This window comes from Pseudomonas sp. PL-6 (genome assembly GCF_054110165.1).
On sequence record NZ_CM134189.1, the window covers coordinates 3,838,802 to 3,860,385 of the forward strand.

Genomic DNA, 21,584 nt, shown 5'->3' on the forward strand with positions numbered 1-21,584 from the left:
GGGGCTGCTCCGGCTCGTACACTGCACCTCAGTGAGTGACGCGGCTGGTGCCGTTGACGGTCATGATGCGCACGCGCTCGCCGACGCGGAAGATCTGGTTCGGCTCGACCTCCTGCACATAGGCGCGCAGGGTGCCGTCGTCTTCGCGCACGGTGATCTCCACCCCCTGAGTGCGGGTGATGCCCTCCTCGGCCGCGGCGCCGAGCAGGCCGCCGGCCACCGCCCCGATCACCGCCGCCACCGCACTGCCGCGGCCGCCGCCGACCGTGCTGCCGCCGATACCGCCGATCACCGCACCGGCGCCGGCGCCGATCGGCGTCTTGGTGCCTTCGATCTTCACCGGACGCAGCGACTCGATGGTGCCCATGCGCACCGTCTGCACGGTCCGGGCCTCGTCGCGGCTGTAGGTGTCGCCGGTCAGGCTGGACGCACACCCGCCGAGGGCCAGCAACGCGGCAAGCGAGGTAATGAGCAGAGTGGGTTTACGCATAGCAGTTCCTCCAGAAGTTTCTCAATCCATTAGACGCCGCGTCCACGCAGCTGTCACGGCCGTGACTCAACAATAGCCGATTCGGACAGACGCAGTTCAGCTAAGACGCCACAGCCTGGCGATGTCCACCGCCCGCGCCTCGAGTTCCACGGCGGCGCCATGCATGGCCTGCTCCAGCGAGATCGGCCCCGGGGCGAGGCTGAAGGCCGCCTCGATACCGGCCTGGTACAGCGCCTGGTAGCCCTCGCCGAGGCTGCCGGCCAGGGCGATCACCGGCACCCCGGCGGCGCGTGCCACTCGCGCCACGCCCACCGGCGTCTTGCCGTGCAGGGTTTGCGCGTCCATCCGCCCTTCGCCGGTGATCACCAGGTCGGCGCCGGCCACCGCCTCGGCCAGCCCGGACAGCTCGGCGACCAGTTCGATGCCGGGGCGGAAGCTGGCCTTGAGCAAGGCGCGGGCGGCGAAGCCGAGGCCGCCGGCCGCGCCGACGCCGGGGAACTGCGCATGATCCTCGCCCAGGGTGGCGGCGACGATGCGCGCGTAACGCCCCAGCGCGGCATCCAGCTCGGCGACCTGTGCCGACGTCGCGCCCTTCTGCGGGCCGAACACCGCCGAGGCGCCGCGCGGTCCGCACAGTGGGTTGTCGACGTCGGCAGCGACCTCGACCTGCGCCTTCAGCAGGCGCGCGTCCAGGCCGCTCAGGTCGAGCTGATCGAGCGCCGCCAGGGCCGCGCCGCCGGGCGCCAGCTCGCGTCCGGCGACGTCGAGAAAGCGTACGCCGAGGGCCTGCAGCAGGCCGGCGCCGCCGTCGTTGGTGGCGCTGCCGCCGAGGCCGAGGATGATCCGCGTGGCGCCGGCGTCCAGCGCCTGCAGAATCAGCTCGCCGGTGCCGAAGCTGCTGGCCAGGCGCGCATCGCGCTGCTCGCGCGGCACCCAGTGCAGGCCGCTGGCGGCGGCCATTTCGATCACCGCGGTGCCCTGCCCGAGCCAGCCCCAGTGCGCCGCCACCGGCGCGCCCATGGGCCCGCGTACCCGGCACTCGCGGCGCTCGCCGCCGACCGCGGCGAGCAGCGCGTCCACCGTGCCCTCGCCGCCGTCGGCCATCGGCCGCAACAGGCATTCGGCATCGGGGAACACCTGCTGCCAGCCGCGGGCGATGGCGACGGCCACTTCGGGTGCGCTGAGGCTCTCCTTGAAGGAGTCCGGGGCGATGACGATTTTCATGATGGCTAACCTCGACGGAGGCGGACGGCCGCCGGCCGTCCGCCGATAGAGCGGATTACAGCAGAACCAGGCTCAGCAGCCAGACGGTGAGCATGCCGGCCAGCCCCTGGATCAGGGTGGCCAGGGTCTGCGCACGGTAGGCGGTGGCCACCTTCATGCGGCTGAACTGGGTCACCACCCAGAAGAAGCTGTCGTTGGCGTGGGACACGGTCATGGCGCCGGCGCCGATGGCCATCACGGTCAGCACCCGGCCCATCTCGCTGTCCAGGCCGAGGTTGGCCAGCAGCGGCGCGACCATCGCCGAGGTGGTGACCAGCGCCACGGTGGACGAGCCCTGCGCGGTCTTCAGCGCCGCCGCCACCAGGAACGGCATGAACAGGCCAATGCCCAGGGCCGACAGGCTGTCGCCCAGGTAGCCGGTCAGCGCGGTGGCCTTGAGCATGGCGCCGAAGGCGCCGCCGGCACCAGTGATCAGGAGGATCGGCGCGGCGGCCTTGAGGCCGTCGGCCACCTGGTCGTGGAACTGCTGACGCTTGTCCTCGCCCTTGAGCAGGGTGCAGGCCAGCGCCAGGCCTACCAGCAACGCCGCCACCGGCTGGCCGAGGAAGCTCAGCAGGTCGAACAGCACACCCTCGCCGAGCGGCTTGCTGGGGAAGGCGGCGAGCGAGCCGAGGCAGATCAGCGCGATCGGCACGAAGATCGGCGAGAACGCCTGCCAGGCGCTGGGCAGCTTGCCGTAGCGGGCCTTGAGCGCCTCGAAGTCGACGTCGTCGGCGAGCAGTTCGCTGGGCGCTTCCTCCAACAGCTGATGGTCGTCCTGCTTGAGGTAGCGGTTGGCCCAGAGCATGCCGGCGCAGGCGGTGACCGCGGCGACCAGCAGGCCGACCAGGATCACCAGGCCGAGCGAGGCCTCCAGGCCCAGGTTGCCGGCCGCAGCGATCGGCCCCGGGGTCGGCGGGACGAAGGTGTGGGTGGCGTACAGACCGGTGGCCAGGGCCACGCTCATGGCCACCACGGAGACCTTCATGCGCGCTGCCAGGGCGTTCTTCAGCGAGTTGAGGATGACGTAGCCGGAGTCGCAGAACACCGGGATCGACACCAGGTAGCCGATGATCGACAGGGTCAGGGTGGGAAAGCGCTGACCGAGCAGGCGGATCACCGTCTCGGCCATGGTGATGGCCGCGCCGCTGCGCTCGAGGATCACCCCGATGACGGTGCCGAGCACGATGACGATGCCGATGTAGCCGAGAATGCCGCCGAAGCCGGCGGCGATGGTCTTGAGAATTTCGCCGGCGGGCACCTGATAGGCGAAACCGGCGATCAGCGCGGCTGCCAGCAGGGCGAGAAATGGATGCAGTTTCAAACGGGTGGTGGACAGCACGATGAACGAGATCAGTGCCACCAGGATCAGGACCAGGCCCATGACCAGTCTCCTCATTGTTGTTATGGCGGGCGCGAGGCCCGGACGGGAATGCCGACAGGCGCGCCATTGTGGCTCAGCCCGCCCCGCCCAGACCCTGTGCGCAAGCACCAAAAGCCCGACCAGCAAACACCCCGACCTGTGCAGGCGCACAAGAGCGGTTCCCTGACTACCTCGCCCAGCAGCCTAGCAGCGACACCGGCACGGCGCTTTCAGCCCTCGCCCGGCTCCAGCAGCCCGAGGCCGAGCGACAGTTGCAGGCGCTGGTCGAAGCGGTTGAGGTCCAGGCCGCTGAGCTCGCCGATGCGCTCCAGGCGATAGCGCAGGGTGTTGCGGTGAATGCCCAGGGCCTGGGCGCAGGTCTGCACCTGGCCGTCGTGGGCGCACCAGGCCTCCAGGGTGGCGCGCAGCGTGCCCTGGGCGTCCTGCGCCAGCACCCGGCGCAGCGGCGCCAGCCAGCCCTGCAGCAGCCAGCTGTGGCGCTGGGCGTAGAGCAGAGTCGGCAGGCGCAGTTCGTCCAGGCGCAGCAGACGCCTCTCGGGAAAGCGCGCCTGACCGTAGGCCTGCAGGTCGCGCAGCGCCAGGCTGGCCTGGCGCAGGGCCGCCAGGTCCTGCAGCGGATCGCTGAGCGCCAGCGATTGCACGCCCCACTCGCGCTCGTCGGCCTGGACCAGCCAGGCGCGGTCGTCACGGCTGGCGCTATGGGGCCGGCACCAGAGCAGTTCGCGCCGCCCCAGCGGCGCCACCAGGTGCTCGCCCTTGCCGCCCAGGGCGGCGAGCAGGCGCGCCTGACGCGGCAGCGGGTCGCCCTCCTCGCTCAACCGCAGCAGGCACATCTGCCGCGGCCAGGCGAGCTGCAGCGCCAGGCGCTCGGCCTCGACCTCGAGGCTGGCCAGGCTCTGCTGCGGATCGAGCAACTGGCGCAGCCAGGCCTCCTGCTGGTGGCGCTGCCAGTGGCGCTCGGCCTGCAACACACGGTGCTCGACCAGCATCTCGGCGGCCATGCGCACCAGCTCGGCGTAGGGCCGCACGAGCTCAGGGTCGCCGGTGATGCCGAGCACGCCGATCAGCCGTTCGCCATGCAGCAGCGGCAGATTGACCCCGGGTTTGACGCCACGCAGGCAGGCGGCGGCCTGGGCGTCGATCTCCACCACGCGGCGGTTGGCCAGCACCAGCTGCGCGCCTTCGTGACGGGTGTGCAGGCGACTGGGATCGCCGCTGCCGATGATCATGCCCTGGGCATCCATCACGTTGATGTTGTGCGGCAGGATGGCCATGGCGCGGTCGACTATGTGCTGCGCCAGGGTGGAGTCGAGTTCGAGCATGCGGGCGGCCTCGCGGGGAAGGCCGCCATTGTAGGCCGATCAGCGGCCCTCACGATGCGGCCATCCAGACGCAAGTGAGTCGAAACGCCATCAGGCTGCCAGAGGGCTTACTCCGCGCTTGGCTGCGCAACGCTCTCGACGGCCTTGTCGTCCGCTGGCGCTTTCGCCTTGGCCTGATTGCGCCGTGCTTCGGCACGTTGCCGCCTGGCCTGCTGCCTGGCATGCAGCGCCTGCGCCGCCGTCACCACGCCAGCAGGCTGGCCTTGCAGATCCAGACGCGGCGCATTTTCCGTCATGGCAGCCCAGTAGCGACCGCCCCGGCACCAGGCGGCAATACCCAGCTTGAGCTGCTCACCGGTGATGCCGAGCAACTGCAGATGCTGCTCGGCATCCTTGAGAATGCCCTCTTTCAGCGGCACCTTGGGTGCCGGATTGACCGGGAAAGCCAAGGGGAAGTGCTTCTGCAACCTCCAGATCGCCTCGACGGTAGGATCCTGCTCGCGTGGCTTGGCTTTCTGCGGCGCCTTGCGCTTTTGCGGCTTCGCGCTTGCGGTCTTTATCTGCTCTTTTTCAGCCCGCAGGCGGTCACGTAGCTCAGCTAATTGTTCAAAACCCATCGTTCGGTTCGCATTGTCCTGGTTGGTTCGTGGCGCAAAGGTATCTTATGTGCTCGTTTCTTACAGCCTTATTGGCGGCTGGCGTGCCCGGCGGTAGGTGATGGACAGGCCGCAGAGACTTATGGAGGGCGGTTTTCGGCCAGGAGCGGACACTCGGATGTGCTACGAAACCAGGAGGGGGATTCAGCTGATCATTGGGATTCTTTGTGGAATCGGCTTTTGATGTCGATCCCGAAAGGCACGGAGAAATCTTTCGAGAGCACTACGAGGTGATTCGCCGAGCCCACAGCACCCGCTTTGAACCCATCCAATGGAGCGATGGTGAACTGCGGGGCGCAGACCTTGTTCCGAAACCCACAACCCAATTCATTCCAATGCTCGTGACCGGGAATAGTCGCCAGTCGCTGGATTGGATTGCGCGCGAAAGCACCGGATGGATCAACTATCCACGTATGCCGAACATGCAGCGACTGATCGTGGAAGATTGGCGGCAGGAGGTCGTAAAGCAGTGCGGCTCCGCTTATAAACCCTTCACTCAGTCGCTTTACATCGACCTCGATGAGAACCCGTCCACGCAGCCCACGCGCATTCATTTGGGGTTCAGACTCGGACGCTACCACCTCCGTTTTTTGTTGGAGTCGCTTGAGGAGATGGGGGTGGACCACGTTATTCTGAACCTCAAGTACGGAACGCGCCCTGCCGCGCAAGTCATTGAGGAACTGGGTACTCACCTCATTCCGGAATTCGGTGTACAGCCGCATCCTCGCGCGAATTGATGCGCCGGCCGCTTTCACGCCGGCCCAGGTGATGGGGTTCAACAGGTTGAATGATCAGGCCGATACCTGCTCAAGGAATATCAGTTGCAACGGCTCTTTCAGCAGCTCATCTGCCTTGGCGGCAAAGCGCTGAAAGTAAGGCATCGAAACATGCGCATCCAGCGCCGCCTGATCCCTGAAGGCCTCGCGCATGTAGAACGTGCCCTGCTCGTCACGCTGCTCGAACAACACATAATCGAGATTGCCCGGCTCTGCGCGGGTCGGCTCTATCAGCGCCAGCAATTCTTGTTTCAACGCCAGTTCTTTGCCTGCCTTGGCCTTGAGCACGGCAATTGATACCAACACGTTACTGGACGTATTCATCGTCAACTCTCCAACATAAAAACGCCGCGGGCGGTTCAACGGGCCCGCAGGCGAGCCCGTCTGATGAGTGAATTCAGAAACCTTCGAGAACGATCTTGCCCCGGGCCTTGCCGCTTTCGATCAGCGCATGGGCACGCCGCATGTTTGCCGCATTGATCGCACCAAAGTGCTCGCCCACGGTAGTTTGCAGAACACCTTGGTCAATCAGGGCGCTGATCCGATTGAGCAGGTGATGCTGATTAATCATGTCCGGGGTTTCGTACAGCGAGCGGGTGAACATCAGTTCCCAATGCAATGACAGCGACTTGCGCTTGAGCGGCATCACATCGAGGCTTTCGGGATCGTCAATCACACCCAGACGCCCCTGTGGCTTGAGCACGTCGATCAGTTGTGCGAAGTGCTGTTCGGTGTGGGTCAGGCTGGCGACATAGTCGATCTCCGGCACGCCGAGCGCTTGCAACTGTGCGAGCAGTGGCTGGCTGTGATCGATCACGTGATGCGCGCCCAACTGCCGCACCCAATCAGCGGTTTCCTGGCGTGAGGCGGTACCGATGACGGTAAGACGGGTCAACTGTCGGGCCAGTTGCACCAGTATCGAACCGACGCCGCCAGCCGCTCCAGTGATCAGCAGGCACTTGCCTTCCCCCGAACCCTCGACGACACCCAGCCGATCAAACAGCAACTCCCAGGCCGTGATCGAGGTCAACGGCAACGCTGCCGCATCGGCGGCACTCAATGAACGAGGCTTGTGCCCGACGATCCGCTCATCGACCAAATGGAATTCGCTGTAGCTGCCGGTGCGGGCAATCGAGCCGGCATAGAACACTTCATCGCCCGGCTGAAACAGCGTCACTGCAGAGCCGACCTCGCGGACAATGCCCGTGGCGTCCCAACCGAGGATTTTCGGTTCTTTTGTGAAAGTTCCAGCGCGCACCTTGGTATCGACCGGATTCACTGATACCGCGCGAACTTCGACCAGCAGATCCCGAGGGCCAGGCGTGGGCAGCGGGAGACTGATGTCGATCAATGCTTGTGGATCGTCGATGGGCAACGCGTGTTGGGTAAAGCTGATGGCTTTCATGGAGACTCGCTGTCGAAGGGTTGATGCATTCACTTGCGGCCATCTTCGACTTCCCATGTGCAAAGAAAAACAAGCAGAATGCGCCAACACTTTCACTTCAGGAGTGAAAATGATCCGCATCGATGATCTTGGTTTATTCGTCCGCAGCGCCGCGCTGGGCAGTTTCACCGCAGCGGCGCTGGAGGCTGATCTGCTGCCGGGTCAGGTCGCCGCCGCCATCAAACGTCTGGAGCGCGAACTGGACGTGCGCCTGTTCGCCCGTACTACTCGCAGCCTGCGATTGACTGCCGAGGGCGAGCAATATCTGCCTACCGCCCACTCAGTGCTAGAGACGCTGAAGCAAGGCAAGGAAAACCTGCGTGGTGAGAACGCCACACTGCGGGGCGTGCTGCAAGTGACAGCGCCGTCCGATCTGGGGCGCAACATACTGCTGCCGTGGCTGACGCTGTTCCGCCGTCAGCATCCTGAATTGACCTTGCGTTTTTTCCTGTCGGACCAGATGGCCAATCTGTTTCGCGACCCGGTGGACGTGGCGATTCGATACGGCCCGAATGAAGACGCCAACTACGTGGCACTGCCGCTTGCACCCTGGAACCAGCGGGTGCTGGTTGCCTCGCCGGAGTATGTGCAGCGCTGCGGTTCTCCCCAAACGCCGGATGACTTGAGCAAGCATGCCTGCCTGCTCTACCTGCAAAATGGCCGGGTCTACGACAAGTGGAACCTGGGCGGGCAAACCGTGCAGGTTTCGGGGCCACTGTTCAGCGATGACGCCGATGTCGTGCGGCGCTGGTCATTGGAGGGTGAAGGTATTGCCTACAAATCCTGGCTGGATGTCAGTGCAGATATCGCCGCAGAGCGTCTGCTTGTGCTGCTACCGGACTATCCGGGCGAAGCGTCACCGTTGAGTCTGGTGTGCCCGCATCGCAAGCAGATCAGCCCTGCGGTTTCTCAGCTTCACACGTGGCTGCGTAGCCAGTTCTCTGCTCTGCAGCACAGTTGAACCGATACGGTGCTTGATGCTCACTGAGCATCCCGCGCTTCATGGTTCGGCGGTTCGATACGCTCGATGTTTCCCAGTACCAACGCTCGCCCGGACTTGGGCCAATACCCGAAACAGCGGATTGAGCAGCCACAATCCGATGGCCGCCAGTGCGCCCAAGGACAGGGCGGCGATACCTATGCGCAGCCAAAGGGGTGAAGTGGGTTCATGCACCAATTCAGTGGGCGCCAGAAATGCCGCCACCGCCAGTAACGGCACTATCAACAGGTCTTCAAACAGCAAAATGGACACGATGCGCTGCCCCCTCGGCTCTGTTATGTCACCGCGTTCCGAGAGGACTCGCATAACCAAGGCCGTGGATGTGAGTACAAAACCGGCCGCAGCTTCTCCCTCTCCGCACCGCAAAGGGCCGCTAGTCATCCTTTCATTTGCACCGATGGCGTGGGCATGGCTTGAATCCTGGCAATCGTAGCGCCACGCGGCCCCACCGACTTCGCCTTAAGTACAAGCGCTTTACTGGATAACCCTCAAATACACCTGATACGGTTTTCTTTCGATCAACTGAGCCTTTTTCGCCAGACAACAGTCTATAAAATTTATACCCAATGCTCTTTCGAATAACAAAAAATCAGCCAACTAACTTTGGCTCTTGGGCGCATTGACGCGCTCAAGAACTTAGACCATCCCAGGATCAACAATAGAACCCTATTTATCATAAATATATGAGGCAAGTAGTTTTTCACTTGACTTGGAGATGGTACCGTGCGAAAGCTTGGCTTGGGCTTCCTGGTAACTGGCGTTCTTGGGCAGCTATCAGCGCTACTTTGGACCTACACCTCCACAGAACCAACCTGTCAAAATAACGTCGACAATTCATACGCCCAGCGAAAAGTGACAGAGCTCGAACAATCGCTCGATGACACCGCTAATAAAGTTGCGACAGCGCCCGATAGAAAAGCTTCCGACGGGCTCGCGCTGCTTGTGGAAAACGAGTCCCCCATACCCGACTCAACGGCGGCTGAAGCCGTAAAGTTTTTGATCGAACCAGGCGAAGACCCAGTACCCGCGCTGTCTTCGCTGCCCACACATGCACACAAATGGATGATTATTTTCAGCGGTCTGGTCACGTTTACCGGCCTGCTCCTGGCGGCATACACCCGCCAAAAAAGCACTGACCCGCAATGGCACGTCTTTCGCGCGGCGCCGGGCTCACTGGTCACGCTGGACCGCCCGTGTTTGACATGCGGAGGTTTAATTCCCCACGTTGCAAACGACTCTTCAGCCACGCCTGCATCGGGCCTGTGGGTGATCGAAATAGCGCTGAACGCCCCCAGCCGTCATCGCGTCACAAAAGCCATTAAGCAACTGGAATTGCGGGTAGCACGAAAAGAAAACAACTTTGTCGTCGTCGGCCCGTATAAACAGAAGCAAGACGCCGCTCGAGTCGTAAAAGAGTTGAGTGAACGTCATGGCATTAGAGGATGGATGATGGAGGGCGATTGACATTGCCCAATTGAGCCCCAGGCCGAGCCCGAACAAACGAGTAATTTTTTATGGCAGAGGAATGCATTCATGTTAGCGACGAAGCTTAGAGCGGAACGCGCTCTGCAGAATTTCCTGGCTGCCAACTTATGGCTTCAACTTGAACTCAACAAGCTGAACTACCGTCTCGCTGAAAACTTCGGATTATCGCTGGAAGAATATCGCCTGAAACTTCTGCAGGCAGCATTTGAAGCAGAAGCAGACGCTCGCGGCTGCGATTACTGGGATTTTATTCTGCAGTGGGCTGCCGACACTAAGGAAGAGCTTGAATTGATGCGCGAAGAACGCATGAAGGAAATTTACGACTTTCTGGGCGATTAATATACGCTAAAACTTTCGTAGCCTATGCGAGCCGCTAACGTCAATATAAACCCAACGTCATCGACAGGATGACTGCCCCAATACCTCCGCCCTCTTCTCGGTTCAAATCGCCGCGTAACAATCCATTACACGACAATACTGCCTGGGTGAAGCTCCGATGTGCGGACGCGCAAATCGTGTGAAATGACCTTGCTCGGAGAAGCCGAGACTCTCCGACAACAGCTCCAAGGCTCCACTGCGCTCTCAAGCCAGGCGGCCAGATAGCGGCTCTCAGCGATCACCACGGCCACCGGCTCTCCAACGTAGCGCACCTTATCGACGGCGACGCACCAGTGCTCCATCGGCTGACGTACACCCACCGGAATCGGCAGCGCCCAGCGTTTGACCTCTTCACCGACCGGCATGCCGTGCGCGCCTTTCATCAGCAGCGCTGTGGAAACGTCCACCGAGGTGATCCGTGCATGAGCGCGGGGTGATCGGATGATCGCCGCGTGTAGCGTTCCAGGAGGGATCTTCGCGTCATCGGCATAGCAGCCGAGGCCGCGCAACAATGCGGCGTCCTCGACACGGGCCTGGCGGGCGCCGATGTGGCCGGCCGGGCTTTCGGTAGCGGGCTGGAAGCTAGTCATTTTTCCCGGCTCGTGTTGTTTTGCAACAAGATAGCGTTAGAGCCGAGTGGGTGAGAAAGGCACAGGGAGCGCCTTGCCGAAGGAGACGGGGTTCCGCGCTGAGATCTGAAAATTGCCTTAGCGTCTGATTTTCAGGACTGGGCCCCGACAGAATTGCCGATCCGGGATGGAACGCCGGAATGGCTCAGGAAAGCTTCGATTTCTGCAAAAGGCATCGGTTTGGCAAAGTAATATCCCTGAAAAATATCGCAGCGACTGCCCTTCAGGAACTCCACCTGAGCAGCCGTCTCCACGCCTTCGGCGACCACCGTCAGACTGAGGTGATGGGCCATGGAAATGATCCCCTGGGTGATTGCTGCATCGTGATGGTTGGTGGCGATTTCCTGGATGAACGAGCGGTCAATCTTAATCTTGTCGATGGGCAAGCGCTTAAGGTAGCTGAGGCTGGAAAACCCGGTGCCGAAATCATCGAGCGCTATGCACACCCCCAACGCCTTGAGCCGGTGCAACGTGTCGATTGCCTGTTCAGCGTTATGCAGCAGAATCGACTCAGTGATCTCCAGCTCAAGCTGCCAGGCGCTAAGTCCATGTTTGCTCAGCACTGCTTGGATACACTCGACGAACTGGCCACGCTGGAAATGCATCGGCGAAATATTCACTGCCATCGAAACGCCCGTGATGCCCTGCTCACCCAGCTGGCGTAGCTGTGCGCAGGCCGTATCGAGTACCCAAAGGCTCAGCGAGATGATCTGACCACTGTCCTCTGCCACCGGCACAAACACCGCGGGTGAGATAAATCCTTTCTCCGGATGCTCCCAGCGCAGCAACGCTTCGATCCCGACCACCCGACCGGTGCACGCGTCTATCTGCGGTTGATAGTGCAGCTTGAACGACCGAGTTTCGATAGCCTTTTGCAGATCATTGCGCAGGCTCACATGCTCGCAAACGTGCTGATTAAGATCGCTGGCGTACCATTGAAAGTTGTTGCGTCCTTGCTGTTTGGCTTTGTACATGGCCATGTCAGCCTGCTGGATCAGCTGCATCGGCTGCTCGATGTGACCATCGCTCAGGGTGATACCGACACTTGCACTCACGTGCAGATCCATGCCCTGGATGCAGTAGGGTCTGGAAATGCTGGCCATCAAGCGCTCGGCCACCGCTACAACGTCCTCGTCACGAAGCAGGTCCGGCAGCAGCACGATAAGTTCGTCACCGCCCATGCGCACGATGGTATCGCCGGGACGAACCTGCTGGGTCATACGCTGCGCGACCTCAATCAGCACCAGATCGCCGAAGTAGTGCCCGATCGAATTGTTAATCGATTTGAATCCATCCAGATCAATGCACATCACCGCCAGGCGACGCTTACGCCGACGACTGATGTGACAATCCTGAATAAGTCGGTCTTCAAGCGAAACACGGTTAAGCAAGCCGGTCAGCCGGTCATGGCTGGCGTTGAAGCTCAATTGACGCTCGTAATGCTTCTGCTCGCTGATGTCCCGGGCAATGCCTAATACCCCGACGATACCTCCGCTGACCATGATCGGCAGGTTAGATATGTCCATCGTTAGCAATTTTTCACTCTCGTCGAGAACCCGTGCCTCGAAGCGCTGAGGCGCTCCGGCGCGGGCTGCGGAAAAATGCTGGCTGACCCGTTGCAAGTCTTCTTCGAGTACCAGATGGGAAAAGTGATAACCAATGAAATCGGTTGCAGTGTGCGGTTTCAGCTTCAGGCCTGCTGCATTCACACTCTGGATGTTGCCGGCCAGATCGAGGGCGAACACCGGATTGGGGTTGTAGGTGAACAATGAACGAAAACGTTGTTCGCTTTCCTCCAGACGTTGCCTGTCACGTTCATGGCGGATCGCAATGACTGCCAGTTGGGCTGCAGAAGCCAGTCGTTGAATCTGCGCCTCATCCGGCGCATGGACGCGGTTCTGATACAGGGCAAAAGTGCCCAACACCTTTCCTTGAGGGGAGAGCAAAGGCACCGACCAGCAGGAACGCAGGTTATGCCCCAGCGCCAGGCTACGGAAACGCTCCCAGCTTGGGTCGCGGGCGATGTCTTCGGTGACCACAAGCTCGCGTCGGAACGCTGCGGTGCCGCAGGTTCCTTCCTGTGGACCAATGGCCATTCCATGAATCGCCTCGCTGTACTCGGCCGGCAGGCTGGGCGCCGCGCCGCTCAGCAAGTGTCTGCCCTCGGCATCTGTGAGCAGGATAGAGCAGAAGGTTTCGGGGGCCTCAGCGTCGAGCATCTGGCAAATGGCAATGAGTATGTCGCCCAGATGATGGTCGGTCGCGATCATTCCGAGAATCTCAGTTTGCGATTCGGGGAATGTCTTGCTGTGAGAGTTAGGACGAGTATTCACGGTGGTTCCTGAAGACTCTCGAGGTCGTCCGGTCTTCAGAGAGCCTGAAATAGTGAGGCGGCCGATCACTGTCCACTAGTGGTCGGACTCGCACTCTATAGAGCACCGACCACGCAACAAAAGGCTCAGATCCAGGATAAAAAACGACATCAGATTGCCGGCGTTTGGCTGACTTCGCTTTTCTCGAATCGCGGCAATTTCTCGGCCAACTACGTCCACCACCTGTGCGGCATCGCGTTCGCGATACGGAGATCCCCCTACCGGCACTGGGTGTAAGCCAGCACCGGTAGAGGTTCCCAGAGACAAAGTAGAGGTACTTGCCAAGGGCTGCTATTGGCCGAAAGCGGCCATCCTCAAAACAACCTCAAAGCATCCCGCCCCAAGGCGAGCGGGTTGCTGTTCAGAAGGCGCTTTAGAAACCAGCAAGCCATTGCCCGGCGCGCTCGCCATACCGGCCTGCCTATCAGGGCGCCAGGCGCTCGCGCAGCCAACCCTCGCCCTGCAGGCGGTAGTTGAGGCGGTCGTGCAGGCGGCTCGGGCGGCCCTGCCAGAATTCGATGCGCTCGGGCAGCAGGCGGTAGCCGCCCCAGTACGGCGGGCAGTGCGGCGCCTGGTCATGAAAGCGCCGCTCGGTCTCGGCCAGCAGCCCTTCGAGCTCGTCGCGCCCGGCGATCACCCGGCTCTGCGGCGAGGCCCAGGCGCTAATGCGGCTGCCCAGCGGACGGACCTGGTAGTAGGCGTCGGACTCGCCGGGGGTGACCCGTTCCACCCGCCCTTCAATGCGCACCTGGCGCTCCAGGCTGGGCCAGAAGAAGGTCATCGCGGCGAACGGACGCGCCGCCAGCTGGTGCCCCTTGGCGCTGTCGTAGTTGCTGAAGAAGGTGAAGCCGCGCTCGTCCAGGCCCTTGAGCAGCAGCACCCGGCAGTGCGGGCGGCCCTCCTCGTCCACCGTGGCCAGAGTCATGGCATTGGGTTCGACCGGCAGTTGCTCGGTCTTCACCGCCTCGGCGAACCATTGGTGGAACAGGGCGAAGGGTTCCAGCGGGGCCTGGGCTTCGCTCAGGCCGTCGCGGGTGTAGTCGCGGCGCATATCGGCCAGCGTCTGGGTCATGGCAGTTCCTCACGATGGGGAAATGCCGCCAAGCTTACTCCGACTTGCTGCTTTTTCCTTGATCTACGGCAGCCACCTTGGGTCCGGCGGCGGGGTCTGCCTTGGCCGGCCGGCTGTACTTGGCGATCAGCCCATGCATGGTGTCGCGCGAGGTCAAGAGGATTTCCACGCGGCGGTTGAGGGCACGGCCGGCGGCGCTATCGTTGGCCGCACGCGGCGCATCGGAACCGAGGCCCAGCACCTGCAGGCGGTTCTGCTTGAGGCCGCTCAGGCGGAAGATCGAGGTCACGGCGCGCGCACGCTGGTCGCTCAGCTCGCGGTTGCGGCTGGCATCGCCGCTGCTGTCGGCATGCCCGAGCACCACCACCGCGACGTCTTCGTCGGCTTCCAGCAGCTTGGCCACGCGGGTGATCGGGCCGAGGCTGACCGGCAGCAGCATGTGCGGGCGGTCCGGGTTGAACGAGCCCTGCACCGGGGCGGTGACCACCAGCAGGTTCTCGCGCCGTTCGAACTCGAAGTGGCTGCCCTTGACCGCCTCGCGCAAGCGCGGCTCGTACTCGTCGAGCCAGGCGCGGGTCACCTGCGGCGGCGGCATGACCGCCGCTTTGGCGACTTCCTTCTTTTCCGAGCCGGCGCAACCGGCGATCAGCAGGCAGCAGGTGAAAGCGAAGATCTTATTGGCGCGCATGAAGCCCCCAGGTTCTAACAGTCAAAGCGGATTTATTCACAACTTATGTTGCCGGGCAGTGTAGACCGGCCGTTACAGGCATTGCGCCAACTCGCGCGCAAGTTTCTGCGCACGCGGGTCCATCAAGACGAACGGTCCCAGATTGTTGGTGACGAAGCCGAATGCCACGTCGCGCTCCGGGTCGGCGAAACCGCTGGAGCCGCCCGCGCCGGGATGGCCGAAGGCGTAGGGCCCCATGCCGTAGGTGGCGTTGCCCAGTTGGGGCTGGTCGAGCATGCAGCCGAGGCCGAAGCGGGTACTGGTGAGCAGCGTGCGGTCCTCGCCGACACAGTGCTCACGGGTCATTTCGCCGAGCAGCTCGCCATCGAGCAGGCTGCCGTCGAGCAAGCCGGCGTAGAAGCCGGCCAGGCTGCGCGCGTTGCCGTGGCCATTGGCCGCCGGCTGCTGCATACGCCGCCACTCGGGCTTGTTGGTGCTGGTCATGATCGACGGCGGGTTGGTGAAGGCGCGCGTGCTCAGCGCCGTCGGTTCGCTCATCATCACCTTGAGCAGGCGCTGCGCCGCGGCATCGCCGAGGTTGCCCTTGCCGCGGGCGATATGGGCGACGCGATCGAATTCGCTGTCAGCCAGGCCGACATGAAAATCCAGCCCCAGCGGGCAGGCGATGCGCGCGGCGATGCTGTCGCCGGGCCCGCACCCTTCGACGCGGCGGATCAGCTCGCCGATCAGCCAGCCATAGGTAATGGGTGCGTAGCCATGGCCCTCGCCCAGCGGCCACCAGGGTTCTTCGGCGGCCAGCGCGGCGCTCATGGTCGGCCAGTCGTACAGCGCTTCGGCCGGCAGCATCTGATGCAGCGCCGGCAGGCCGGCCTGATGGCAGAGCAGGTGGCGCAGGGTGATGCGCTGTTTGCCGGCGGCGGCGAACTCGGGCCAGTAACGCGCCACCGGCGCGTCCAGCTCCAGCTTGCCCTCGCCGACCAGTTGCAGGGCGACCACGGCGGCGAAGGGTTTGGTGCAGGAGAACAGGTTGGCGATGGTGTCGCTGTGCCAGGCCTGCTGGCCGTCCTTGTCCATCACCCCGGCCCACAGGTCCACCACGGTCTCGCCGCCGATCTGCACGCAGAGCGCGGCGCCGCGCTCCTGCGGGTCGTCGAACAGCGCGGCGAAGGCCTCCTTCACCGCTTCGAAGCGCAAGTCGAAATAACCCTGAACCTGCACGCCTGACTCCTAGCTCACTGAATTGCCGCGCATTGTTCCAGCCCGCGGGCGCCTTGGGAACCGCTGGCAATCGGCAATCAGCCCGCAGCCCGCGGGCTTCAGTGAATTTCCCGACGAAAGGGCGGCAGCGCGTTGAGAATCGCCTTGCCGTAACGCTGGGTGACCACCCGGCGGTCGAGCAGGGTGATGGTGCCGCGGTCGGCCTCGGTGCGCAGCAGGCGGCCGCAGGCCTGGACCAGACGCAGGGAGGCGTCGGGCACGGCGATTTCCATGAAGGGGTTGCCGCCGCGCGCCTCGATCCACTCGGCCAGCGCCGCCTCCACCGGGTCGTCCGGCACGGCGAAGGGAATCTTGGCGATCACCACGTGCTCGCAATAGGCGCCGGGCAGGTCGACCCCCTCGGCGAAGCTGGCCAGGCCGAACAACACGCTCTCCTCACCGGAATCGACCCGCGCCTTGTGCTTGTTCAGGGTCTCCTGCTTGGACAGGTTGCCTTGGATGAACACCCGCTTGCGCCAGTCGCGGTCGAGGCCGTCGAACACCTCCTGCATCTGCTTGCGCGAGGAAAACAGCACCAGGGTGCCGCGACTGCCCGCCACCAGGCCGGGCAACTCGCGAACGATGGCCGCGGTGTGCGCCGCCGCCTCGCGCGGGTCGGCCTTGAGGTCGGGCACCCGCAACACGCCGGCATCAGCATGGTGGAAGGGGCTCGGCACCACGGCGCTGACCGCCGCCTTGGGCAGGCCGGCGCGCATGCGGTAGCGGTCGAAGGTGCCCAGGGCGGTCAGGGTGGCCGAGGTCACCAGGGCGCCATGGGCGACGTTCCACAGGTTGCGCCGCAGAGTCTCGGCGGCGAGGATCGGGCTGGCGTTGACCTCGATGTCGAACAGCGCGCCGCCATCGGCCAGGGTCAGCCAGCGCGCCATCGGCGGGCTTTCCTCGGGGTCTTCGGCGGTGAAGGCCAGCCACAGTTCCCAGTTGCCCTTGGCCCGCGCCAGCAAGCTGCCGAACAGCGGGTACCACTCCTCGGCCTGGTGGCTGGCGATGCCGTTGGCACCCTCGCCGTCCATGGCCTCCTTGAGCAGTTCGGTGACGCCGGTGAACAGATCGTTGAGCTTGGAAAAGCCCTTCTTCAGCTCCAGGCCCAGCTCACGCAGGTGCTCGGGGACCACGCCGCCGACGAAGCGGTGACGCGGGCGCTCGCGGCCTTCCATGTCCTCGCCGGCCTTGAAGTCGGCGAGCTGCTCGCAGGCGGCGAACATGAACTGCTGCTGGGTCTTGAGCTCGCGGGCCAGCTCCGGCACCTGTTCGATCAAGCGGCCGAGATCGCCCGGCAGCGGGTTCTGCGCGAGCAGCTTGGTCAGGTTCTTGTCGATCTGGGTCAACCAGTCGGCGGTGGAACGAAGGCGGGTGAAGTGGGCGAAGTGGCCGATGGCCTTGTCCGGCAGGTGGTGGCCCTCGTCGAACACGTAGATGGTCTCGCGCGGGTCGGGCAGCACGGCACCGCCGCCGAGGGCCAGGTCGGCCAGCACCATGTCGTGGTTGGTGACGATCACGTCGACCTTGCCCATGCCTTCGCGGGCCTTGTAGAAGGCGCACTGCTGGAAGTTCGGGCAATGGCGGTTGGTGCACTGGCTGTGGTCGGTGGTCAGCTGCGACCAGCGGCTGTCCTCCAGCTCCTCGGGCCAGCTGTCGCGGTCACCGTCCCACTTGTTGCCGGCCAGCTTCTCGATCATCGCGGTGAACAGCTTCTGGCCCTGCTCGTCGACATCGATGCGAAAGCCTTCCTCCTCGAACAGCTGGGCGGTGGCGCTCTGCGCGGCGCCGTCCTGCAGCAGGTGGTCGAGCTTGGACAGACACAGGTAGCGGCCACGGCCCTTGGCCAGGGCGAAGCTGAAATTCAAGCCGCTGTTGCGCAACAGGTCCGGCAGGTCCTTGTGCACGATCTGCTCCTGCAGGGCGACCGTGGCGGTGGCGATCACCAGGCGCTTGCCGGCCGCCTTGGCGGTAGGAATGGTGGCCAGGCTGTAGGCCACCGTCTTGCCGGTACCGGTGCCCGCCTCCACCGCGACCACGGCGGGCTCGCCCAGGCGCTTGCCCTCGTCGTCGGTCTTGATCGCGCCGAGCACCTTGGCGATCTCGGCGATCATCAGGCGCTGGCCATAGCGCGGCTTGAGCGACTTGGCCTCGAGAAAGCGGGAATAGGCGCCCTGGATCTGGGACTTGAGTTCGGTGCTGAGCATGGGATCTAGGGCGAAAAAGGCTGGATAAATTTTCAGTGTTTGAGCATCGGCCGCTATCATAGCGCGCTAATCGCTTCGGCGCAGATTCCATCGCGCCGCCCCTGCCTCGACCGGAGACGCCGCATGACGCCTTACGCCCCGCTCTACACCCTGCACCTGTTGGCCGCCCTGATTTGGGTCGGCGGCATGTTCTTCGCCTGGATGATCCTGCGCCCGGCCGCGGTTCAGGTGCTGGAGGCGCCGGCGCGGCTGCGCCTGTGGCTGAGCGTGTTCCAGCGCTTCTTCGTTTGGGTGTGGGCGGCGGTGCTGGTGCTGCCGGTCAGCGGCGTGGGCATGCTGCACCTGGGCTACGGCGGTTTCGATACGGCGCCGCGCTACGTGCACATCATGATGGGGCTGTACCTGGCGATGCTGGCGCTGTTCCTGCGCATCCAGGCCCTGCAGCTGCCGGAACTGCGCCGCGCGGTGGAAGCCGAGAACTGGCCGGCCGGCGGCGAAGTCCTGGGCAGGATTCGCAAGGTGGTGGGCAGCAACCTGCTGATCGGCCTGCTGCTGGTGAGCATCGCGGCGCTACGGCCGGGCTTCTGAGGCGAGCCGGCGCCCCCGCGCGGGATCGCCGGGCCAAGCCCTGCAGGCTGCCTGTTGGGCTTCGCCGGGCTCAGCGCCAACCTACCCATCGGCGCGCATCGCGCACCGGGCGGGCAGAGGCGCGCGGCTAGAAGCGCACCACCTGCAGTTCGCCTTCGCGCCCCGGGCTGCCTTGCCGGCCGGGCTGGCCTGGCTGGCCGTCGGCGGCGCCATCGACGCTGTACAGCAGACAGCCCTTGCTCGCACCACCGCGCCCGGCCTTGCCGCCGACGCCGGGCACACCGCCGGCGCCGCCATCGAGCAGCACCTGGATGCTCTCCAGCGATGCCGCCTCCGGTACCTCCAGGCGCACCCGGCCGCCCGCGGCGCCGGGTTTGCCGTCGCCGCCGTTCTGGCCGTCGTGGCCATGGCTGGCGCGCCCCCAGGTGCAGCCGCCGGCCTGGCCGTTGGCGCCGTCCAGGCCGCGATAGCCCGGCGCCCCGCGACCGCCGCGCACGTCCAGGGTCAACGACTGGATACTGGCCTGCTGCAGGCGCAGGCTCAGCTCGCGTCCCGCCGTGGCCGGCTTGAGCACCCCACCCGGCGCGCCCTGAGCGCTGATCCAGACGTCCGCAGCGACCGTCGCCTGGAGCACCTCGAGACGCAGCGGCTGCTCGCCGGGGGCGATGCCGATGCGCGCCGCGGGCCCCAGATGCAGTTCGCCGATATGCAGCTCAGTGACGCCGGCCGGAATCAGCAGGGTGCCCTGCTCGGCCACTTCCAGGCGTGCCAGCTGCAGCCGCGCCTCGGTCGCGGGCAGGCGCAACAGGCTGTGGGAAGCGACGCTGAGGTGGTTTTCGGCCCAGGCCGAAGCGCTGGCGAGGCACAGCAGCAGGGCCAGGTTACGCATGGGCCACCTCCTCGCCGCCGAGCAGCGCCGGCTCCTGCTCCGGCATGGCCGATTGCAGGGCAAGCAGGTGGAACACGCCGAACAACAGGATCTGCACGCGATCCTGCCAAGGGTTGGTGCGCCCCTTGAGCAGGGCGACGAACAGCCAGAGTTCCAGGCCATGGATCACCAGCAGCAACGCCGCCAGCAGATAGAGCAGTTGCTCGAAGGGGCTGCCCAGCCATTTCGCCAGGGCCGCGCCGAATGCCAGCCAGAACAATCCGGCCAGCGCCTTACCCAGCATCGTCAGTGCTTGCATCCCCGCCCTCGCCTGCTCTTTTTCTAGTTGTGCCGCACCTTAACCGCTTGCCTCCCGCATGACCAGAGCCGGAAAAACACGGGGGCCTTGCGGCCCCCATTGGTAACACCGCACCGCTAGCGCGACACGTGCAGCTCGACGCGCCGGTTCTCGGCCCGCCCGGCATCGCTGCCGTTGTCCGCCACCGGCTGACTCTCGCCGCGGCCTTCGGTGCTGACCTTGCCGGCCGGCACGCCCTGGGCGATGAGGAAATCCGCCACGCTGCGCGCACGCCGCTCGGACAGGCCCTGGTTGTAGGCATCGCTCCCCACCGAGTCGGTATGCCCGACCACCCGGACGCTGACCAGGTTGGCGCCGGTCAGGCGCGTGGCGACGTCGGCGAGCAAACCGCGCGCCTCGCCGGTCAGCTCGGCCGAATCGAAGGCGAACAGCACGTTGCCCAGATCGCTAAGGACGATGACCTCGGCCTGCGGCGTCTCCATCGGCGGCGCCTCGGCGACGCTGGCCGGGTACTGCGGCAACGGGCAGCCGTTATGGCCGACCGCGGTACCGGCGGGGGTGTCGGGACAGCGGTCGCGGCGGTCGAATACGCCATCGCCGTCCTCGTCGCCGTCCTGCGCGTAGCAGACGATGGTACCGAGCAGCGCACCGGCGACCGCGCCGCCTGCTGCCCAGGTGGAACTCTCGATTGCACCCAGGCCGCCACCGGCCAAGGCACCAATCGCACTGCACAGGGGCCAGTTCCCCTGGTTGAGCGGCGCGTCTCCCGTACTGGAAGTCGTGGCACAACCGGAAAGAACACTGCTGACCAAGAGAAGGGGGATAAACCTGGGAAGGTTCGCTCTCATGGCGGGGTTCTCCTGTGTTACCGGCCTTATGCCGGTATCACTGGAGTAAAGACGGCCGCCCCCCGCTGCACAAGAAAGCCCGCACTGCCCAGGCAACCCTGGACAGCGCGGGCTCGGTTGCCACGCGGGGTCGGCTCAGGGCTGAGCTTCGACCTCGGCTTCCACCCGGCGGTTGATCGCACGCCCCTCGCTGGTGGCGTTGTCGGCCACCGGGCGGCTTTCGCCATAGCCCACGGCCTGCACGCGACCGGACTCGACCCCGTACTGGTTGACCAGCACGTCACGCACCGCACCGGCACGGCGCTCGGACAGCCCCTGGTTGTAGGCATCGCTACCCACCGAGTCGGTGTGTCCTTCGACCACGGTGCTGGTCTGCGGGTATTGCTTCATGAAATCGGCCAGGGCTTTGATATCGCCATAGCTCTCTTCCTTGACCTGGGCCTTGTCGAAGTCGAACTTGACGTCCAGCTCGACCCGCACCGCCTCGGCCGGTTCGGCCACCACGACCTCCTCGACCACCACTTCCTCGACCACGGCAACC

19 protein-coding genes and 5 pseudogenes are annotated in these 21,584 nt (G+C 64.2%); 5 read left to right on the forward strand and 19 right to left on the reverse strand.

Annotated features, from left to right (window positions below; genetic code table 11):
• Positions 1 to 28: 28 nt before the first annotated feature.
• The 5 genes from ACW9UL_RS16445 to ACW9UL_RS16465 all read right to left on the reverse strand — a co-directional run bounded on the left by ACW9UL_RS16445 (position 29) and on the right by ACW9UL_RS16465 (position 5,076).
• Positions 29 to 490 (reverse strand): outer membrane lipoprotein, encoded by a 462-nt coding sequence (locus ACW9UL_RS16445; RefSeq protein WP_122108679.1) that lies wholly within the window; start codon positions 488 to 490, stop codon positions 29 to 31.
• A gap of 96 nt (positions 491 to 586) precedes the next feature.
• The gene (locus ACW9UL_RS16450) at positions 587 to 1,714 is read right to left on the reverse strand and encodes a glycerate kinase (protein WP_457787674.1); all 1,128 of its coding nucleotides are present in this window, start codon (positions 1,712 to 1,714) and stop codon (positions 587 to 589) included.
• Positions 1,715 to 1,769: 55 nt separating this feature from the next.
• Positions 1,770 to 3,137: a GntP family permease gene (locus ACW9UL_RS16455; RefSeq protein WP_457787675.1), complete on the reverse strand. Its 1,368-nt coding sequence runs from the start codon at positions 3,135 to 3,137 to the stop codon at positions 1,770 to 1,772.
• A 209-nt stretch (positions 3,138 to 3,346) separates the two neighbouring features.
• On the reverse strand, positions 3,347 to 4,459 hold the full coding sequence (locus ACW9UL_RS16460) for a sugar diacid recognition domain-containing protein (RefSeq protein WP_122108681.1): 1,113 nt from the start codon (positions 4,457 to 4,459) through the stop codon (positions 3,347 to 3,349).
• 107 nt (positions 4,460 to 4,566) lie between these two features.
• Positions 4,567 to 5,076 (reverse strand): ProQ/FinO family protein, encoded by a 510-nt coding sequence (locus ACW9UL_RS16465; RefSeq protein ID WP_021442373.1) that lies wholly within the window; start codon positions 5,074 to 5,076, stop codon positions 4,567 to 4,569.
• A gap of 212 nt (positions 5,077 to 5,288) precedes the next feature.
• Between ACW9UL_RS16465 and ACW9UL_RS16470 the strand changes: the two are divergent.
• Positions 5,289 to 5,852 (forward strand): annotated as a pseudogene (locus tag ACW9UL_RS16470) (LLM class oxidoreductase); the annotation flags it as partial.
• Positions 5,853 to 5,906: 54 nt separating this feature from the next.
• Here ACW9UL_RS16470 and ACW9UL_RS16475 read toward each other — a convergent pair.
• Positions 5,907 to 6,215 carry a putative quinol monooxygenase gene (locus ACW9UL_RS16475; protein ID WP_457787676.1) on the reverse strand — a complete coding sequence of 103 codons (309 nt, stop codon included), beginning with the start codon at positions 6,213 to 6,215 and terminating at the stop codon, positions 5,907 to 5,909.
• Positions 6,216 to 6,288: 73 nt separating this feature from the next.
• Positions 6,289 to 7,296, reverse strand: coding sequence for a zinc-binding alcohol dehydrogenase family protein (locus ACW9UL_RS16480; protein ID WP_457787677.1), 1,008 nt, complete (start codon positions 7,294 to 7,296; stop codon positions 6,289 to 6,291).
• A 109-nt stretch (positions 7,297 to 7,405) separates the two neighbouring features.
• Between ACW9UL_RS16480 and ACW9UL_RS16485 the strand changes: the two genes are divergently transcribed.
• The gene (locus tag ACW9UL_RS16485) at positions 7,406 to 8,296 is read left to right on the forward strand and encodes a LysR family transcriptional regulator (RefSeq protein WP_457787678.1); all 891 of its coding nucleotides are present in this window, start codon (positions 7,406 to 7,408) and stop codon (positions 8,294 to 8,296) included.
• 87 nt (positions 8,297 to 8,383) lie between these two features.
• Here the strand turns inward: ACW9UL_RS16485 and ACW9UL_RS16490 are convergent.
• Positions 8,384 to 8,677, reverse strand: a pseudogene (locus tag ACW9UL_RS16490) (cation:proton antiporter domain-containing protein); the annotation flags it as partial.
• A 381-nt stretch (positions 8,678 to 9,058) separates the two neighbouring features.
• Between ACW9UL_RS16490 and ACW9UL_RS16495 the strand changes: the two are divergent.
• Together ACW9UL_RS16495 and ACW9UL_RS16500 are read left to right on the forward strand one after the other, a co-directional pair.
• A complete protein-coding gene (locus ACW9UL_RS16495) occupies positions 9,059 to 9,799 on the forward strand; it encodes an SPOR domain-containing protein (RefSeq protein WP_457787679.1) in 741 nt (246 codons plus the stop codon).
• Between the two features lie 69 nt (positions 9,800 to 9,868).
• Positions 9,869 to 10,159, forward strand: a complete 291-nt coding sequence (locus ACW9UL_RS16500) for a DUF6388 family protein (RefSeq protein ID WP_457787680.1) — start codon at positions 9,869 to 9,871, stop codon at positions 10,157 to 10,159.
• Between the two features lie 102 nt (positions 10,160 to 10,261).
• On the opposite strand, the pseudogene ACW9UL_RS16505 reads toward ACW9UL_RS16500, so the two are convergent.
• The 7 genes and pseudogenes from ACW9UL_RS16505 to dinG all read right to left on the reverse strand — a co-directional run.
• A pseudogene (locus tag ACW9UL_RS16505) lies at positions 10,262 to 10,402 on the reverse strand (AraC family transcriptional regulator); the annotation flags it as partial.
• A pseudogene (locus ACW9UL_RS16510) lies at positions 10,390 to 10,788 on the reverse strand (xanthine dehydrogenase family protein molybdopterin-binding subunit); the annotation flags it as partial. The pseudogenes ACW9UL_RS16505 and ACW9UL_RS16510, both read right to left, overlap by 13 nt.
• Before the next feature lie 131 nt (positions 10,789 to 10,919).
• Complete coding sequence (locus tag ACW9UL_RS16515; RefSeq protein ID WP_457787681.1) at positions 10,920 to 13,160, reverse strand: putative bifunctional diguanylate cyclase/phosphodiesterase; 2,241 nt, start codon at positions 13,158 to 13,160, stop codon at positions 10,920 to 10,922.
• Positions 13,161 to 13,623: 463 nt separating this feature from the next.
• On the reverse strand, positions 13,624 to 14,271 hold the full coding sequence (gene pdxH / locus ACW9UL_RS16520; protein WP_457787682.1) for a pyridoxamine 5'-phosphate oxidase: 648 nt from the start codon (positions 14,269 to 14,271) through the stop codon (positions 13,624 to 13,626).
• Positions 14,272 to 14,305: 34 nt separating this feature from the next.
• Positions 14,306 to 14,959 (reverse strand): OmpA family protein, encoded by a 654-nt coding sequence (locus tag ACW9UL_RS16525; protein WP_122108685.1) that lies wholly within the window; start codon positions 14,957 to 14,959, stop codon positions 14,306 to 14,308.
• A 72-nt stretch (positions 14,960 to 15,031) separates the two neighbouring features.
• Positions 15,032 to 16,177, reverse strand: a complete 1,146-nt coding sequence (locus tag ACW9UL_RS16530; protein WP_457787683.1) for a serine hydrolase domain-containing protein — start codon at positions 16,175 to 16,177, stop codon at positions 15,032 to 15,034.
• A gap of 98 nt (positions 16,178 to 16,275) precedes the next feature.
• Positions 16,276 to 18,420 (reverse strand): ATP-dependent DNA helicase DinG, encoded by a 2,145-nt coding sequence (gene dinG, locus ACW9UL_RS16535; RefSeq protein WP_457787684.1) that lies wholly within the window; start codon positions 18,418 to 18,420, stop codon positions 16,276 to 16,278.
• Positions 18,421 to 18,543: 123 nt separating this feature from the next.
• Between dinG and ACW9UL_RS16540 the strand changes: the two genes are divergently transcribed.
• The gene (locus ACW9UL_RS16540; RefSeq protein ID WP_457787685.1) at positions 18,544 to 19,008 is read left to right on the forward strand and encodes a CopD family protein; all 465 of its coding nucleotides are present in this window, start codon (positions 18,544 to 18,546) and stop codon (positions 19,006 to 19,008) included.
• 127 nt (positions 19,009 to 19,135) lie between these two features.
• Here the strand turns inward: ACW9UL_RS16540 and ACW9UL_RS16545 are convergent, their stop codons facing one another.
• The 4 genes and pseudogenes from ACW9UL_RS16545 to ACW9UL_RS16560 form a co-directional block, all read right to left on the reverse strand.
• Positions 19,136 to 19,897, reverse strand: coding sequence for a collagen-like protein (locus ACW9UL_RS16545; RefSeq protein WP_457787686.1), 762 nt, complete (start codon positions 19,895 to 19,897; stop codon positions 19,136 to 19,138).
• Positions 19,890 to 20,195 carry a DUF1145 domain-containing protein gene (locus tag ACW9UL_RS16550; RefSeq protein ID WP_457787687.1) on the reverse strand — a complete coding sequence of 102 codons (306 nt, stop codon included), beginning with the start codon at positions 20,193 to 20,195 and terminating at the stop codon, positions 19,890 to 19,892. The genes ACW9UL_RS16545 and ACW9UL_RS16550 overlap by 8 nt, the downstream gene beginning before the upstream one ends.
• 116 nt (positions 20,196 to 20,311) lie before the next feature.
• Positions 20,312 to 21,043: a PA1041 family peptidoglycan-binding anchor lipoprotein gene (locus tag ACW9UL_RS16555; RefSeq protein WP_457787688.1), complete on the reverse strand. Its 732-nt coding sequence runs from the start codon at positions 21,041 to 21,043 to the stop codon at positions 20,312 to 20,314.
• A 135-nt stretch (positions 21,044 to 21,178) separates the two neighbouring features.
• Positions 21,179 to 21,532, reverse strand: a pseudogene (locus ACW9UL_RS16560) (OmpA family protein); the annotation flags it as partial.
• Between the last annotated feature and the right edge of the window lie 52 nt (positions 21,533 to 21,584).

Bases quoted from the DNA above. Each gene is read 5' to 3' on its own strand.
- ACW9UL_RS16480 (WP_457787677.1), bottom strand. From the start codon at position 7,296: ATGAAAGCCATCAGCTTTACCCAACACGCGTTGCCCATCGACGATCCA.
- ACW9UL_RS16525 (WP_122108685.1), bottom strand. From the start codon at position 14,959: ATGCGCGCCAATAAGATCTTCGCTTTCACCTGCTGCCTGCTGATCGCC.
- dinG (WP_457787684.1), bottom strand. From the start codon at position 18,420: ATGCTCAGCACCGAACTCAAGTCCCAGATCCAGGGCGCCTATTCCCGC.
- ACW9UL_RS16545 (WP_457787686.1), bottom strand. From the start codon at position 19,897: ATGCGTAACCTGGCCCTGCTGCTGTGCCTCGCCAGCGCTTCGGCCTGG.
- ACW9UL_RS16555 (WP_457787688.1), bottom strand. From the start codon at position 21,043: ATGAGAGCGAACCTTCCCAGGTTTATCCCCCTTCTCTTGGTCAGCAGT.
- ACW9UL_RS16465 (WP_021442373.1), bottom strand. From the start codon at position 5,076: ATGGGTTTTGAACAATTAGCTGAGCTACGTGACCGCCTGCGGGCTGAA.
- ACW9UL_RS16455 (WP_457787675.1), bottom strand. From the start codon at position 3,137: ATGGGCCTGGTCCTGATCCTGGTGGCACTGATCTCGTTCATCGTGCTG.
- ACW9UL_RS16450 (WP_457787674.1), bottom strand. From the start codon at position 1,714: ATGAAAATCGTCATCGCCCCGGACTCCTTCAAGGAGAGCCTCAGCGCA.
- ACW9UL_RS16475 (WP_457787676.1), bottom strand. From the start codon at position 6,215: ATGAATACGTCCAGTAACGTGTTGGTATCAATTGCCGTGCTCAAGGCC.
- ACW9UL_RS16460 (WP_122108681.1), bottom strand. From the start codon at position 4,459: ATGCTCGAACTCGACTCCACCCTGGCGCAGCACATAGTCGACCGCGCC.
- pdxH (WP_457787682.1), bottom strand. From the start codon at position 14,271: ATGACCCAGACGCTGGCCGATATGCGCCGCGACTACACCCGCGACGGC.
- ACW9UL_RS16485 (WP_457787678.1), top strand. From the start codon at position 7,406: ATGATCCGCATCGATGATCTTGGTTTATTCGTCCGCAGCGCCGCGCTG.
- ACW9UL_RS16550 (WP_457787687.1), bottom strand. From the start codon at position 20,195: ATGCAAGCACTGACGATGCTGGGTAAGGCGCTGGCCGGATTGTTCTGG.
- ACW9UL_RS16445 (WP_122108679.1), bottom strand. From the start codon at position 490: ATGCGTAAACCCACTCTGCTCATTACCTCGCTTGCCGCGTTGCTGGCC.
- ACW9UL_RS16500 (WP_457787680.1), top strand. From the start codon at position 9,869: ATGTTAGCGACGAAGCTTAGAGCGGAACGCGCTCTGCAGAATTTCCTG.
- ACW9UL_RS16540 (WP_457787685.1), top strand. From the start codon at position 18,544: ATGACGCCTTACGCCCCGCTCTACACCCTGCACCTGTTGGCCGCCCTG.